Genomic DNA, 15832 nt, shown 5'->3' with positions numbered 1-15832 from the left:
TAATGGCGGTGAAGGAGGGATTCGAACCCTCGATACGGGATAAACCGTATACTCCCTTAGCAGGGGAGCGCCTTCAGCCTCTCGGCCACCTCACCGTGTTGCGGGGGCTCATATTACTGCCAGCCGAAAATAAGTCAAACACTTTATTGATAAAAATGGTCCAAAAACTCACGCACGCACAGTAAGTAACCAAGACGGTAGTTAATCGGGCATTGTTGTGAGGTATCTAACTAATTTATGTCTGATTTAGCAGTAAAATGATGGAGGAAAACTTTTCCGCCAGATACAAAAAAGGCCAGCAATATATAGGCCGACCTTCTTCTAATTAGAAGTTACCAGAATTTGGTGTTCCAGCTTCTTTTTCCGCTTGGATTCGCATGTAAATCTCTTCACGGTGTACAGAAACTTCTTTCGGTGCATTAACGCCGATGCGAACTTGGTTGCCTTTAACACCCAGTACAGTGACAGTTACTTCGTCACCAATCATTAACGTCTCACCTACGCGACGAGTCAGAATTAGCATTCATGTGCTCCTTGAGTAATCTCTTCTATAAATATTAACGAGCATTATCCAACAATTTTTACGACTTCGTAAATAGTTCCCACTCAAGAAACCGCTAGAAGTGATGGATTGCCCAAAAGTTCCTGATTCACAACAAACTGACGATGAATTACTTCAACCGCGGTTTGATGGTCGGCTTCATTGATTAGCAACGAAACGCAATCAGTCATTTGCTTGTTATGATGCACCTGAATATTCGTGTTGCTTAACGTTGTGACAACAGCTTCTGCAACCGTTACAACATTATCACCAACCATTGACAGGGTCGATACATCACTAATATGGCGCATTTTATTATCAAACACTAGCCGTAGCCGTGCTAAATCATCATTAGCGACAACAATTTGTGCACTCTGTGCTGTATTTGTAACAGCCCAAACCTGTAAACCAAACAGATCAACCTGTTGCTGTAATTCAGCCAGTGGCACATCAATATGAATTAGAGCTTGTTGACGCTGTAACGCAATCCCAACCATCACTGGTGAGTGCTGCGTTTCAAAGTTAACTAGCGTACCCTCACCTTCTTCAAATGAAGAAAGTACTCTCAAGGGTACTTTATGCATACGCGCATATTCAACTGACTGTAATTGTAGCACTTTCGCACCACATGCAGCCATTGTTTGCATGTGGTCAAAATGAATCTCTGGTAAACGAGCCGCTGAAGGCACAATACGGGGGTCGGTAGTGTACACCCCGTCCACATCCGTAAAGATCTGACACTCGTCAGCCTTCAACGCACCCGCCACTGCAACCGCCGTGGTGTCAGAGCCACCGCGACCGAGAGTCGTGATATTGTTATGACTATCACGCCCCTGAAAGCCAGCCACAATCACAATTTTACCTTGCTCAAGCTGGCTTTCCAGTCTGTCTGTATCTATCGATATGATATTGGCATTATTAAATGCATTATCCGTTCGAATAGTGACTTGATCTGCTGTCATCGAAACAGCATTGAAGCCTCGTTTATTAATGGCCATCGCCAATAGCGCTATAGAGACTTGCTCTCCAGCTGTTAGCAACACATCTAACTCACGAGGTGTTGGCACCTCATCAATTTGCTTTGCTAAGCCCAGCAGGCGATTCGTTTCACCTGACATTGCTGATAGAACAACAACTACTTTATGACCAAGCTGGCGCGTTTGAATCACGCGCTCAGCCACCGCTTCAATACGTTCGATACTACCGACCGAAGTACCACCAAATTTCTGCACCAATAGTGCCACTTCACCTCTCCAGTTTTACAGTTTTTCAGCTAACCAAGGCGTTACAGATTCTAATGCTGCTGGCAATGCCGCTGCATCAGTACCGCCTGCTTGTGCCATATCAGGACGACCACCGCCCTTACCGCCAACTTGCTGCGCTACTAAGTTTACTAGCTCGCCTGCTTTTACCTTGCCGATAAGATCTTTGGTTACGCCAGCAATAAGGCCTACCTTGCCATCGCTTACATTACCAAGAACAACAACACCACTACCCAGTTGGTTTTTCAGTTCGTCAACCATACCGCGTAGAGCTTTGTTATCCGCTCCATCTAGTTGAGAAATTAACACTTTAACGCCGTTAATTTCTTGCGCCTGACTAATAAGGTCTGCACCTTCTTGTGCAGCTAACTTATCTTTCAGTTGCTGAATTTCTTTCTCTAGCTGCTTGCTATGAGCAACCAGTGCACCCACTTTGCTTGCTACTGAAGCCGCATCAGATTTAACTAGGCTCGCAGTTTCAGACAGTAGTGCTTCTTGTGCATGTAACGCTGCAATTGCGCCAGCACCTGTTACCGCTTCAATACGACGAATACCGGCAGCGATACCACCTTCAGACACAATCTTAAATAGACCAATGTCACCCGTATTTGCAGCGTGGATACCACCACAAAGCTCTGTAGAGAAGTCACCCATGCTTAGCACACGGACTTCATCGTCATATTTCTCGCCGAACAGTGCCATCGCACCTTTTTCTTTCGCCGATTCAATGTCCATCACATTCGTTTCGATGGTGTTGTTTAAACGAATTTGCTCGTTCACAACACGCTCTACTTCACGAAGTTCTTCCGCTTTCACACCTTCAAGGTGAGAGAAGTCAAAACGTAGTGAGTCAGCTTTAACCAAAGAACCTTTCTGTGCGACGTGCTCACCTAGTAGGTTACGCAGCGCAGCATGCAGCAAGTGTGTTGCTGAGTGGTTTAAGCTAATCGCTTGACGACGAGCAATATCAACGTTTGCGACTACTTTATCGCCAATCTTGATAGCGCCTTCAGCCACTACGCCAGAATGGCCGATAGCATCGCTGAATTTCTGAGTATCTGCAACGTCAAACTTAACGCCAGCAGCACTGATCACACCAGCGTCGCCGCTTTGGCCACCCGATTCAGCATAGAAAGGCGTATTATCAAGTACGATAAGTGCTTCTTCGCCAGCATTAACGCTATCTACAGCTTCACCATTACAGTAAAGCGCAACAACTTGGCCTTCGCCTTGTGTTGCCGTGTAGCCACAGAATTCTGTTGATGCGTCAATTTTGATCGCGTTGTTGTAATCAACACCGAATGAACCCGCTTCACGTGCACGTTGGCGCTGCGCTTCCATTGCTTCATTGAAACCATCTTCATCAATAGAGAAGCCACGCTCACGCGCTACATCGTTGGTTAAGTCAGCAGGGAAACCGTAAGTATCGTAAAGTTTAAATACTGTTTCGCCATCTAAAACTTTGTCATCTAGGCTTTCTAGCGCTTCATTTAGAATAGCTAGACCACGATCCAGTGTACGACCAAAGTTGTCTTCTTCAATTTTCAGTACTTTTTCTACGATCGCTTGCTGTTTCTTCAACTCTTCACCGGCTGTGCCCATGATTTCAGCTAAAGGACCTACAAGTTTGTAGAAGAATGCACCTTGTGCACCAAGCTTGTTACCGTGACGAACAGCACGACGAATAATACGACGAAGTACGTAACCACGGCCTTCGTTTGAAGGCATAACGCCATCAACGATCAGGAATGCACATGAACGAATGTGGTCAGCCACAACGCGCAGTGATTGGTTAGACAGGTCATCGTGACCGATAACTTTCGCAGACTCTTTAATTAGCGTTTGGAAAATATCGATTTCGTAGTTTGAGTGAACGCCCTGCATGATTGCTGCAATACGCTCAATACCCATGCCTGTATCAACAGAAGGCTTAGGCAGCGGTTCCATTGTACCGTCAGCTTGACGGTTGAATTGCATGAATACGTTGTTCCAAATCTCGATGAAACGGTCGCCATCTTCTTCAGGCGTACCAGGGCGGCCACCCCAAATGTGCTCACCGTGATCGTAGAAAATTTCAGTACAAGGACCACAAGGGCCTGTGTCACCCATCTGCCAGAAGTTATCTGACGCGTACGGTGCGCCTTTGTTATCACCAATGCGAACGATGCGATCAGCTGGAATGCCCATTTCTTTATTCCAGATGTCGAAAGCTTCGTCATCGGTTTCGTAAATGGTTACCAGCAGGCGTTCTTCTGGCAATTTCAACGTAACCGTTAGAAATTCCCATGCGTATTTAATCGCATCTTGCTTGAAGTAATCACCGAAGCTGAAGTTACCCAGCATTTCAAAAAACGTATGGTGACGTGCTGTAAAGCCAACATTCTCAAGGTCATTGTGTTTACCACCCGCACGTACACAGCGCTGAGCAGTTGTCGCTCGTGTGTAGTTACGCTTTTCAAGACCTAGAAAAGTGTCTTTAAATTGGTTCATACCTGCATTAGTGAACAACAACGTTGGGTCGTTCGCTGGTACAAGCGAAGAGCTTTCCACAATTTGGTGGCCCTTGCTCTCAAAAAACGCAAGAAACGCACGGCGAATCTCATCAGTGCTCATGTACATTGGCAAATCCTGAATAAATGCTTTGTATTGATGACAGAATAATCACGTAGAGTGATTCCCTTAACAATATGTAGCTTTGCTGTTTGCTGCAAACCACGTAATCGTGAGGGCTCGAATCGCTCTAAGATAAATTTTTTGGGGGCTATTGTAAAACAACGGTGGCAGTAACTGGAAATGTTATGTTGCGAAAAGCCGCAATAAAAAGCAGGATTCTTTAATATTCTTCATCTTGATTGAATGCATAAGCGATTTGGTCAAAATTAAAACCGCGATATTGCATAAATCGATAGCGTTTTGCTTTTTCTTTCGGCGTATCTATTGCCGTCTGACCAAATTTGCGAATAGCAACATCGCGAGCATGTTCATACCAATCTGTTTCTGCCCCCTCAAAGATCTGATCAATAATACCGCTCGCGATCCCTTTCACTTCCATTTCTTGCTTAATACGCAGCTCCCCCCACCCTTTCGCTATCCCGTTTCTCATCATAATGCAGGCATAACGAACATCATCCAGCCAGTTATAGTCTTGGCAAAAGTCGATCGCTTGATCAATCTCTTCACCACGATAACCACTGTTCTTCAATTTCTGTCGCAGCTCTTTTTCAGCGTGGTCACGACGAGATAAATACCCAACCGCGGCTTCTTTTACCGACTTTTTAGGTCTAGTTTTCCCTTGTTTTTTTTTAGATGCGTTATCAGTCATTATTTCATCCAAACAAAACGGGCTCTGTATTTTCATACAGAGCCCGTCATTAATTCATTTTATCGCTGATTGCGTCACAAGATGAGCCGTTAATTAAAACGCTTCACCTTCTGCAGCATCGATACCTTCAATGCTTTCGTCTTCAGCCAGTGGTTCTTTGCTTAGCAACATATCGCGCAGTGATTTTTCAATTTCAGCTGCGATAGCTGGGTTTTCAACAAGGTGCTTACAAGAGTTCGCTTTACCTTGGCCAATCTTATCGCCTTTGTAGCTGTACCACGCACCGGCTTTTTCAACAAGCTTGTGCTTCACACCAAGGTCAATCAGCTCACCGTTACGGTTAAAGCCTTGGCCATATAGGATTTGGGTCTCAGCTTGCTTAAATGGTGCAGCAATTTTGTTCTTCACAACTTTGATGCGGGTTTCGTTACCCACTACTTCGTCGCCATCTTTGATTGCACCCGTACGACGAATATCAAGACGTACAGAAGCGTAGAATTTAAGCGCATTACCGCCAGTTGTTGTTTCTGGGTTACCGAACATCACACCAATTTTCATTCGAATTTGGTTAATGAAAACACACATGCAATTTGATTGCTTTAGGTTACCCGTTAGCTTACGCATTGCTTGCGATAACATACGTGCCTGTAAGCCCATATGCGAGTCGCCCATTTCACCTTCGATTTCAGCCTTAGGTGTCAGTGCTGCAACTGAATCGACAACAATCATATCAACAGCACCTGAACGTGCTAGTGCATCAACGATTTCTAGCGCTTGTTCGCCGGTATCTGGCTGAGAAACCAATAACTGATCAATATCAACGCCCAATTTTTGCGCGTAGATAGGATCCAGTGCGTGCTCAGCATCGATAAATGCACATGTCTTACCTGCTTTTTGTGCACATGCAATAGCTTCAAGCGTTAACGTTGTTTTACCTGATGATTCAGGACCATAGATTTCAACAATACGTCCCATTGGTAAGCCACCAGCACCAAGTGCGATATCCAGTGACAATGAACCGGTAGATATAGTTTCAATATCCATTGTGCGGTTATCGCCCAACTTCATGATTGAACCTTTACCGAATTGCTTTTCAATCTGGCCTAACGCTGCGGCAAGAGCCTTTTGTTTGTTGTCGTCCATTCGACTCTCCAACGGATAATGAAATAAGGTTGATGGGCTTAGTATACTGTCTATTCATACAGTGTCTAGCACTGGTTGAGTTTTTTTTATGGTAAATAGTCTTACATCACTGGTGAGCCCAACTGCTGCAAGCGTTCTACCATTCCGCTCAGTGCTTTTTCTATCGCGAGGGCTCTAACTTGAGTGCGATCACCGGCAAATATACAGGTCGTTTGTTGATGCCAACCCGTCTTATCTGCCCAGCCAAAACACACAGTACCAACAGGCTTAGTTTCCGTTGCACCTGTTGGGCCAGCAATGCCACTGATCGCCACGCTAATATCGGCCATAGAATGCAATAATGCCCCAGTGGACATTTGCTCAACCACGGTTTCACTCACGGCACCTTCTGCTATCAATGCGTGCTCGCTCACCCCTAGCATCTGCTGTTTGGCTTCGTTACTGTAAGTGATAAACGCCCGATCAAACCACGCTGAACTTCCAGCAATATCGGTAATCGCCGCAGAAACACCACCGCCAGTGCACGACTCTGCGGTAGTGGCAATCCAACCTTGTTTTAGTAAAGCGTCGCCTAATAGAGTGGCTAATTGTATTGTGGATTCCATACTATTCTCCTGAGTGTGGCTCATGCCGTTTCCTGATGTATTGCTTCCTTGATACTAACGCCAAGTGCAAGTGAAGAAAATCCTCGCTACCACTTTGCCACCAGATCGGATTCACGTATCCTTACTCTCCAGAATTTCATCTGGCATCTCAGAACAAACTAAGTAGGCAATATCGTGACAGTGAAAGGTTTAGAAAAGCACACCCCAATGATGCAGCAGTTTTTAAGGATCAAGGCTGAAAACCCTGATGTGTTGTTGTTTTATCGTATGGGGGATTTCTACGAACTATTTTTTGATGATGCCAAGAATGCTTCTCAGCTATTAGATATTTCCCTAACAAAAAGAGGGTCATCTAACGGCGAGCCAATCCCGATGGCAGGTGTGCCACATCATGCTGTTGAAGGCTATTTAGCAAAGCTTGTTCAACAAGGTGTGTCAGTCGCTATCTGTGAGCAGATCGGTGATCCTGCAACCAGTAAAGGCCCAGTTGAACGCCAAGTTGTTCGTATTGTCACACCAGGTACAGTCAGTGATGAGGCGTTACTTAATGAGCGTCACGACAACCTTATCGCAGCTATCTTCCACTCGGGTGATCGATTTGGCTATGCCACACTCGATATTACCTCTGGCCGCTTTATGCTGTCAGAGCCTGAAACTGAAGAAGCGATGCAAGCTGAATTACAACGCACCAGTCCTGCAGAGTTACTCTACTCAGAAGATTTCAGTCACCAGCACATTATTGAACATATCAAAGGCACTCGTCGCCGCCCATTGTGGGAATTTGATATTGAGACAGCACGCCAGCAACTTACCTTGCAGTTTGGCACCCGTGATCTTGTGGGTTTTGGTGTTGAAAAAGCGGAGCATGGCTTATGTGCGGCTGGTTGCTTGCTGCAATATGTCAAAGACACGCAACGTACTGCGCTACCACACATTCGCGCGATCACCTTAGATCGTAAAGATCATGCTGTGATTCTTGATGCTGCGACCCGTCGTAACTTAGAGCTGACCCAAAACCTTGCAGGCGGATTTGATAATACGTTGGCATCAGTACTGGATCATACCGCTACCCCTATGGGTAGCCGTTTGCTAAAACGTTGGTTGCACCAACCGATCCGCGATCGCCAACAACTCAATGGTCGTCTTGATGCCATTGCTGCATTTAAAGACTCTGGTCTATTCATGGATGTGGCAAGCAACCTTCGCAATATGGGCGACCTTGAGCGTATCTTGGCACGCCTTGCATTACGTTCTGCCCGCCCACGCGATTTAGCCCGTATGCGTACCGCACTACAGCACTTACCAGAACTCAGCGATATTCTGTCTGACACTGACCAAATTCGTGTTAAAGAGTTAGCTCAGCACGCTGCGCCTATGGATGACATCTGCGAATTGCTCGAACGTGCCGTCAAAGAGAATCCACCTGTCGTCATGCGCGATGGTGGTGTTTTAGCTGAAGGTTATAACGCCGAATTAGACGAATGGCGCGATCTTGCTGATGGTGCAACCCGCTACCTTGATGAATTAGAAAAGCGCGAACGTGAACATCACGATATCGATAGTTTAAAGGTTGGCTTTAACCAAGTGCACGGTTTCTTTATCCAAGTCAGCCGTGGTCAAAGCCACTTAGTCCCTGCGCACTATGTGCGTCGCCAAACGCTAAAAAATGCCGAACGTTACATTATCCCCGAGCTAAAAGAACACGAAGATAAAGTGCTGCATTCAAAATCTAAAGCATTAGCATTAGAGAAAAAACTGTGGGAAGAGTTGTTTGACTTGTTGCTACCGCACCTCGAACAACTGCAATTAATCGCCAGCGCACTCTCTGAACTCGATGTACTGGCGAACCTTGCAGAGCGCGCCGACACTCTAAATTACTGCCGTCCGGAGATCACCGAACAAACTGGGATTGAGATAACCGCTGGCCGTCACCCTGTCGTTGAGCAAGTGCTAAGCGAACCTTTTATCGCTAACCCTATCTCACTCCACCACGATCGCCGTATGCTGATCGTTACGGGTCCAAATATGGGTGGTAAATCGACCTATATGCGTCAAACCGCCTTGATTGCCTTAATGGCCCATGTGGGTTCGTTTGTACCAGCTGAAGCCGTTAAAATTGGCCCTCTTGATCGCATTTTCACCCGTATTGGTGCTTCTGACGATTTAGCCTCTGGCCGTTCAACCTTCATGGTCGAAATGACAGAAACAGCGAATATATTGCACAATGCCACCCAAAATAGCTTAGTACTAATGGATGAAATTGGCCGTGGCACCAGTACTTATGATGGCCTATCGCTAGCATGGGCCAGTGCTGAATGGTTAGCTGAAAAAATTGCCGCAATGACACTCTTTGCGACCCACTACTTTGAATTAACCGAGCTACCGTCATTAATGGATGGTTTGGCGAATGTTCACTTAGATGCGGTTGAACACGGCGATGAAATTGCCTTTATGCATGCCGTTCAAGAAGGTGCTGCCAGCAAATCTTACGGCTTAGCCGTTGCCAGTTTAGCGGGTGTACCTAAACCCGTCATTAAACGTGCTAAGAGTAAACTGCAACAATTGGAAGCGAGCGGTCACCAACAGGCCATCAAGCCTACAGGTGGTGTGCCAAAAGAAGAAAACCAACTCACGCTGATCCCAGAACCAAGTGAAGTAGAAGAAGCATTGGCCAAAGTTAACCCCGATGAGATGACGCCACGCCAAGCTCTGGATGAACTTTACCGCTTAAAAGCGCTGCTATAATCAAGTGTTCAGCTGGTGGCTATAACGACTAAAAAGACAAAGAGGACGCATAATGCGTCCTCTTTTTCGTTGGTATATCAACGTTATGGATGTACCCAATTTGGGGGTACAGCTAGGATGGAAACTAAGTTGCTATAACATATCTTGGTTAAACAAAGATTCAATGCTTAAGCCCTGATGGGTTAGCATGTCACGCAAACGGCGAAGCCCTTCAACTTGAATTTGACGAACGCGCTCACGTGTTAAACCAATTTCTCGGCCGACATCTTCGAGGGTTGATGCTTCATAACCCAGTAGTCCAAAACGACGGGCTAGCACTTCACGCTGCTTAGGGTTCAACTCTTGTAGCCATGCCACTATTGAGTGTTTGATATCATCGTCTTGGGTTGAGGTTTCAGGTCCACCATTTTTTTCATCTGGAATAATATCAAGTAAGGCTTTCTCGGAGTCACCACCAATCGGGTTATCCACCGAGCCTACACGCTCGTTCAAACGCAGCATCCGATTGACATCATCAACGGGTTTTTCTAATTTGAGGGCAATGTCTTCCGCGGTGGGTTCATGATCCAGTTTTTGCGCTAGCTCGCGTGCAGTACGTAAATATACGTTCAACTCTTTAACCACATGGATAGGCAAACGGATAGTACGCGTTTGGTTCATGATCGCCCGCTCAATGGTTTGGCGGATCCACCATGTTGCGTAAGTTGAAAAACGAAAGCCGCGCTCAGGGTCAAATTTCTCAACCGCACGAATCAGACCTAGATTACCTTCTTCAACAAGATCTAAAAGGGCAAGTCCTCGGTTACTGTAACGACGAGAAATTTTCACCACTAAACGGAGATTACTTTCAATCATACGTTTACGGGCAACTTCGTCACCACGTAAGGCGCGACGAGCGTAAAGCACTTCTTCTTCTGCGGTAAGGAGGGGGGAGAAACCAATTTCTCCAAGATAAAGTTGGGTCGCATCAAGTGCTTTTTGCGTTGTTCCGTAACGTGAAATTTCTGCATCATCGGCTTCAGTTTCAGCGACTTCCGCTTTTTCTGTTACGGTAGGGGTTTCCATTTCCATGTCTTCATCAAAATCAAATTTTTCGATGTTTTTGGCTGTGCTGCTTCTACTCATAGCGCCTCCCAGATGGCGAGTTAGCAAGACATTACAACTTCAGCTTGTCTATTTTTTCGGTAAGTAGCGCATCGGATTGACTGACTTACCTTTGTAACGGATCTCAAAGTGTAAACGGACACTCTTAGCGCCAGAACTTCCCATGGAAGCTATCTTCTGACCTGCTTTAACTGCCTGCTTTTCTTTCACCAGTAACTTATCGTTATGGGCATAAGCGCTTAGATAGTCATCGCTGTGTTTGATGATCACTAAATTGCCATAGCCTCTAAGTGCATTACCTGCGTATACCACATGGCCAGCCGCCGATGCTTTTACCGCTTGTCCCCGTTGACCTGCAATATCTAACCCTTTATTACCATTTTCAGAGTTAGAGAAACCAGCAATAAGTCGCCCTTGCGTTGGCCAAATCCAACGGTCAACCTTGTTGTTGGAACTTGCACTTTTTGTAACAACTTTGTTACTTTTGGTGTTTTGAGAGTACTCCTTTGTGCGAGCCTGATCAACTTTTTTATTGGCGGTTTTTTGTGCAGCCTGGGGTTGAGCCTTTTTCACTGGGGTTGTTTGTTTCGGCTTAGGCTTGGGCTTGGGTTTCGGCTTTGCTTGGCTTTTGGTTGTTTTAGATGGTGTTTTAGCCACGATGACAGGCGCTGACTTTCCATACGATGGCGCTGTATATTTCGGCTTCCAAAGTTGAAGCTTTTGTCCTGGATAAATGGTGTATGGAGCAGACAAACGGTTATTCGCAACGATATCTTTAACGTCACGACCAGTAACATAGGCGATAAAGTATAATGTATCGCCTTTTTTTACTTGGTAGTAGCTACCACGGAAACTGCCACGTTCGACATTACCGTATTTACTATTAATACTCGAGACTGGGGCTGGCGGATTTGAGCTACAAGCAGACAGCAGCAGCAAACTCGTTGCTACCGCTAATACCCGCCAATAGTGTTTCCCTAACACGCCTTTAATCATGCTTTACGCTAACTCTCCAGCCACTAGCGGAACAAAACGTACAACTTCAATATCTTGATATAAAAACTCATCCCCCTGACGCGTGACTTGCTTTAACACTTGCTGGTGCTCACCTACAGGAATAATCAAGCGGCCACCATGGGTTAATTGCGTCAACAACTCAACGGGCAATGTTTCCGCGGCTGCTGTAACAATAATGGCATCGAATGGCCCTTTATTGTGCCAACCAAGCCAACCATCACCATGTTTTGTTGAAATATTATGGAGTTCGAGCTTTTTAAAGCGACGTTTAGCCTGCCACTGCAATGCTTTTATGCGCTCCACAGAACAAACATGATTGACTAAGTGCGCCAATACTGCCGTTTGGTATCCAGAACCTGTACCAATTTCTAATACTTTCGATTCTGGTGTCAGCGCAAGTAATTGCGTCATTTTAGCGACAATATAAGGCTGTGAAATCGTCTGACCACTGCCAATCGGCAAGGCATTGTTTTCATAAGCTTGATGAGAAAAGGCTTCATCGACAAACAGCTCCCTTGGTACATTTTCAATTGCAGCCAGTACACTCTCATTGGTGATACCTTGCTGTTTTAAAAATGTCATTAGGTTGTGCCGCTCTCTCACATGGCGCATCCTTAATTTATCTCCACATCTTGCATCCACTGCTTCATGTCTGAAATGACATCATGCGCGGTTAAATCGACTTGTAGTGGTGTGATCGACACAGCACCTTGTTCTATCGCGTAAAAATCCGTACCGAGCCCTGCATCTTGGCAAGCACCTGGAGGGCCTAACCAATAAACTGTTTTGCCACGAGGGTCGATTTCTTTCACCATATCTTCGGCACGATGACGAGCACCTAAACGAGTAACCTGCCAAGGTTGAAGGTCAGAATAGGGTAAATCAGGCACGTTAATGTTTAGAATTTTATTGGTCGGTAAAGGGATCGACTGCATATTTACAATCACCTCTTTCACAACCTGTGCTGCTGTTGCAAAGTGTGCTTTACCCACTAATGAGACTGCAATCGCTGGCACACCTAAAAAATGCCCTTCGGTTGCAGCCGCAACAGTCCCTGAATACAACACATCATCACCCAAGTTAGCGCCGTGGTTAATGCCAGCAACCACTAAATCAGGGCGGTAATCTAACCATTCATTCAACGCAAAATGTACGCAGTCGGTTGGTGTGCCTTCAACAGACACACGCCCTTGACCTTCTTCACGGATGCGCAGCGGGATATCTAACGTCAGTGAGTTCGATGCGCCTGAACGGTTACGATCAGGGGCAACAACAACCACTTCTCCTAGCTCAGCTAACGACTCGGCTAGGATATTTATCCCTTCTGCAAAAATGCCATCATCGTTACTGATCAGAATTCGCATAGTATTCGCCTTCTTGCTCTCGTACTGTCATTAATTCACGCACGACTGCCGTTGCAAAGCAGCCCGCAGGCAGAGCAAAAGAAACAACAATATCGTTATCTTCTTGCTGCCATGCTAGTTGCTCTGGTTTAAGCAACAGTGGACGACGCTCATGGCGCATACGGTTATCACGGATCAATTTGAGCAATGGTAATTCTGCATCAATCACAGTCAATTCAAACGCTTCCGCATCAGCACTGGTTGGCAAGGCATTATCGCCCACCATAGGTGCAGTAATCGCAAGTTCACCAGCATCCACTTTACTTTGCCAATCACAGTCCAGAGACTCAACCAGCGTGCAGTCATGACGACCTTGCGCTTGTAAGCAGTCACCTAATATGACTGTGTGCACGTTTTGTTGTTCAATACGCGCAGATAGCACCATATTAAATAACCATGAACGCGCTGCCGATAAATAAAAGCTACGTTTGCTTTTATCACGGACACGAAACTCGTCGTTACCCCAAGCGCGCGCCTTAACAACGTTATTACCACCACGGCCAAAACGTTGCTCACCAAAGTAGTTAGGCACACCCTGTTGCTGCACTTTTTCTAATCGTTCAATTACCGCCGCTGGCGTATCAATATCGGTTAGACGCAATTCAAACCAGTTACCAACTAAATCGCCTGGACGTAATTTTTTATCATGGCGAGCAGTCTCTAACACTTTAATGCCAGGGTGCTCCGCTTCAAACTGAGCAAGATCAGGATCATCTTTACCTGGTAAATGAACACTCAACCACTGTTCTGTTACTGCATGGCGATCTTTCAAGCCAGCCCAGCTTACATCACGTGATTTGACCCCACATGCTTTTGCTAGCTCATTCACGACATATTTAGTGTTCTCACCCACTTTATGGATTTTGACCATAAAGTGCTCACCATGGCCCGCAAATGAGAAGCCGAGATTCTCTTTTACAACAAAGTGTTCAGGTAATACTTTGATGTAGCCTTGTGAGGTTGGCTTACCGTGAAGCCATAAAAAGTTGTCCATTACATCAGACATAATCACACCGTTATAGTGGGCTACTGCTTAGTTAGCCTTGTGAATTAAAACAACTGCTTCGCATGCGATACCTTCTTTACGTCCAGTAAATCCTAAACGCTCAGAGGTTGTTGCTTTAACATTAATATTATCGATTGTTGTTTCTAAATCTTCAGCAATCGTTTTACACATGTCATCAATATGCGGTGCCATTTTAGGCGCCTGCGCAATAATGGTGACATCTAGGTTACCTAAGCGGTAACCTTTTGCTTTTACTTTATGGTAAACGTCACGCAGCAAAAATCGACTATCTGCGCCTTTCCACTCAGCATCAGTATCTGGGAAGTGACGGCCAATATCACCCGCGCCAATCGCGCCGAGTAAAGCATCACAAACAGCATGAAGCGCTACATCCCCATCTGAGTGGGCAATCAGCCCTTGCTCATAAGGTACGGCTACGCCACCAATAATTACTGGGCCTTCACCGCCAAATTTGTGCACATCAAAGCCGTGTCCAATTCGCATCATGCTTGTTCCTTTACCAATAATTGCAAATAAAATTCAGCCAGCGCTAAATCTTCAGGCTGGGTTACTTTTATATTATCCGCACGCCCTTTCACTAGACGTGGTGTTTTACCGCAGTGTTCCAACGCAGAGGCTTCATCTGTCACCATCGCGCCGTCACGTAATGCAGTTTGTAAGGCCTCACGTAACTCTTCAGCTTTAAACATTTGCGGAGTCAGCGCGTGCCATAAATCACTTCGGTCAACTGTGTTTGCGATCCCTTGTTCACCGTTACCACGCTTCATGGTATCGCGCACAGGCGATGCTAGGATTGCTCCGCAATCACTATGTAAAGCGGCATCGATCAAATTTTGAAGATCGCTCTGACGCAAACATGGACGAGCAGCATCATGCACTAATACCCAGCTATCATTCGGTACTTTTGCCAAACCTGCAAACACCGAATCTGCCCGCTCGGCACCACCATCAACAACCGTAATTCGCGGATCTTGCCCTAGCGGCAAATCAGCAAAATAAGGGTCGGAGGGAGTAATCGCAATAACGACATGCTGAATAGCAGGGTGGCTCAACAAGCGGTCGATGGTATGTTCTAAAATTGTTTTACCCGCAATGGATAGATATTGCTTAGGTCGGTCAGCAGCCATGCGGCTACCTACCCCTGCCGCTGGAACGACAGCAGTCAGTTGTTGGGTCATGTTAGAAGTTCGCTATTCATAATGGCAATACAGTGATAGTTAATTATCACCAACAATACGGAAAAATGTTTCTTTCGGTTTTATCATGCCAAGTTCATTTCTTGCTCGTTCTTCTACCGCTTCAAGGCCACGGTTAAGATCGAAAATTTCGACATACATTTGCTGATTACGCAGCGCGACTTCAGCATTCGCATGACGCTGAATCTCAACGTTATCTTTAACCTGCAAGTATTCCATCATGCCATTTTTTCCAAGCCAGAATTCATATTGTAGCCAGCACAGCACGGATAACATCAGTACAGTTAACAAACGCATGGAAATCCCACTCTATTTGGTTTTGTTATTCATACCTATTTGCCGAGCCCAAATGCAATTCATCATAAGCTCGGCAAATAAGACGCCTTCAACACGCTCGGCAATCATCCCACAATACGCGATTTCTGACTAGCATTCGCACGCATGTCTTTTTTATTTAAGTATAAAAA

15 protein-coding genes and 1 tRNA gene are annotated in these 15832 nt (G+C 45.7%); 1 reads left to right on the top strand and 15 read right to left on the bottom strand.

The annotated features are described in order from the left end of the window. Positions 1 to 3: 3 nt before the first annotated feature. The 7 genes from ASV53_RS09820 to ASV53_RS09790 all read right to left on the bottom strand — a co-directional run bounded on the left by ASV53_RS09820 (position 4) and on the right by ASV53_RS09790 (position 6873). Positions 4 to 95: transfer RNA gene (locus tag ASV53_RS09820), tRNA-Ser, on the bottom strand. Between the two features lie 230 nt (positions 96 to 325). After that, the gene (gene csrA, locus ASV53_RS09815; protein WP_062692754.1) at positions 326 to 523 is read right to left on the bottom strand and encodes a carbon storage regulator CsrA; all 198 of its coding nucleotides are present in this window, start codon (positions 521 to 523) and stop codon (positions 326 to 328) included. A gap of 83 nt (positions 524 to 606) precedes the next feature. After that, positions 607 to 1785 (bottom strand): aspartate kinase, encoded by a 1179-nt coding sequence (locus ASV53_RS09810; RefSeq protein WP_062692756.1) that lies wholly within the window; start codon positions 1783 to 1785, stop codon positions 607 to 609. A 15-nt stretch (positions 1786 to 1800) separates the two neighbouring features. Further along, positions 1801 to 4422, bottom strand: a complete 2622-nt coding sequence (alaS, locus tag ASV53_RS09805) for an alanine--tRNA ligase (RefSeq protein WP_094956967.1) — start codon at positions 4420 to 4422, stop codon at positions 1801 to 1803. Positions 4423 to 4636: 214 nt separating this feature from the next. Further along, positions 4637 to 5125, bottom strand: a complete 489-nt coding sequence (recX, locus tag ASV53_RS09800) for a recombination regulator RecX (RefSeq protein WP_094956966.1) — start codon at positions 5123 to 5125, stop codon at positions 4637 to 4639. Between the two features lie 93 nt (positions 5126 to 5218). Beyond that, positions 5219 to 6268 (bottom strand): recombinase RecA, encoded by a 1050-nt coding sequence (gene recA / locus ASV53_RS09795; RefSeq protein WP_062692761.1) that lies wholly within the window; start codon positions 6266 to 6268, stop codon positions 5219 to 5221. 101 nt (positions 6269 to 6369) lie between these two features. Then, positions 6370 to 6873: a CinA family protein gene (locus ASV53_RS09790; RefSeq protein ID WP_094956965.1), complete on the bottom strand. Its 504-nt coding sequence runs from the start codon at positions 6871 to 6873 to the stop codon at positions 6370 to 6372. Positions 6874 to 7080: 207 nt separating this feature from the next. Here ASV53_RS09790 and mutS point away from each other — a divergent pair, with 207 nt between their 5' ends. Continuing rightward, the gene (mutS, locus tag ASV53_RS09785) at positions 7081 to 9618 is read left to right on the top strand and encodes a DNA mismatch repair protein MutS (protein ID WP_439126481.1); all 2538 of its coding nucleotides are present in this window, start codon (positions 7081 to 7083) and stop codon (positions 9616 to 9618) included. 132 nt (positions 9619 to 9750) lie between these two features. On the opposite strand, the gene rpoS is transcribed toward mutS, so the two are convergent. Genes rpoS through ftsB form a run of 8 tightly spaced genes read right to left on the bottom strand, consistent with a single transcriptional unit; the run spans position 9751 to position 15662 of the window. Then, entirely contained in the window at positions 9751 to 10743 is a 993-nt protein-coding gene (gene rpoS / locus ASV53_RS09780; protein WP_094956963.1) for an RNA polymerase sigma factor RpoS, read from the bottom strand. 48 nt (positions 10744 to 10791) lie between these two features. Beyond that, complete coding sequence (nlpD, locus tag ASV53_RS09775; RefSeq protein WP_062692766.1) at positions 10792 to 11718, bottom strand: murein hydrolase activator NlpD; 927 nt, start codon at positions 11716 to 11718, stop codon at positions 10792 to 10794. Between the two features lie 3 nt (positions 11719 to 11721). Further along, complete coding sequence (locus ASV53_RS09770; RefSeq protein WP_094956962.1) at positions 11722 to 12351, bottom strand: protein-L-isoaspartate(D-aspartate) O-methyltransferase; 630 nt, start codon at positions 12349 to 12351, stop codon at positions 11722 to 11724. A gap of 2 nt (positions 12352 to 12353) precedes the next feature. Next, positions 12354 to 13103, bottom strand: coding sequence for a 5'/3'-nucleotidase SurE (surE, locus tag ASV53_RS09765; protein ID WP_094956961.1), 750 nt, complete (start codon positions 13101 to 13103; stop codon positions 12354 to 12356). Further along, the gene (truD, locus tag ASV53_RS09760) at positions 13084 to 14148 is read right to left on the bottom strand and encodes a tRNA pseudouridine(13) synthase TruD (RefSeq protein WP_189337855.1); all 1065 of its coding nucleotides are present in this window, start codon (positions 14146 to 14148) and stop codon (positions 13084 to 13086) included. The genes surE and truD overlap by 20 nt, the downstream gene beginning before the upstream one ends. Positions 14149 to 14175: 27 nt before the next feature. Further along, entirely contained in the window at positions 14176 to 14652 is a 477-nt protein-coding gene (gene ispF, locus ASV53_RS09755) for a 2-C-methyl-D-erythritol 2,4-cyclodiphosphate synthase (protein ID WP_094956972.1), read from the bottom strand. Then, on the bottom strand, positions 14652 to 15347 hold the full coding sequence (ispD, locus tag ASV53_RS09750; RefSeq protein ID WP_094956960.1) for a 2-C-methyl-D-erythritol 4-phosphate cytidylyltransferase: 696 nt from the start codon (positions 15345 to 15347) through the stop codon (positions 14652 to 14654). Before ispD ends, ispF begins: the two co-directional genes overlap by 1 nt. A 39-nt stretch (positions 15348 to 15386) precedes the next feature. After that, positions 15387 to 15662: a cell division protein FtsB gene (gene ftsB / locus ASV53_RS09745; protein ID WP_094956959.1), complete on the bottom strand. Its 276-nt coding sequence runs from the start codon at positions 15660 to 15662 to the stop codon at positions 15387 to 15389. Positions 15663 to 15832: the final 170 nt, after the last annotated feature.

Source organism: Photobacterium sanguinicancri, from assembly GCF_002265265.1.
In the GTDB taxonomy this organism is placed as follows: Bacteria; Pseudomonadota; Gammaproteobacteria; order Enterobacterales; family Vibrionaceae; genus Photobacterium; species Photobacterium sanguinicancri.
The sequence above is the reverse complement of the archived record's forward strand: the minus strand, read 5'-3'. Positions and strand labels throughout refer to the sequence as shown.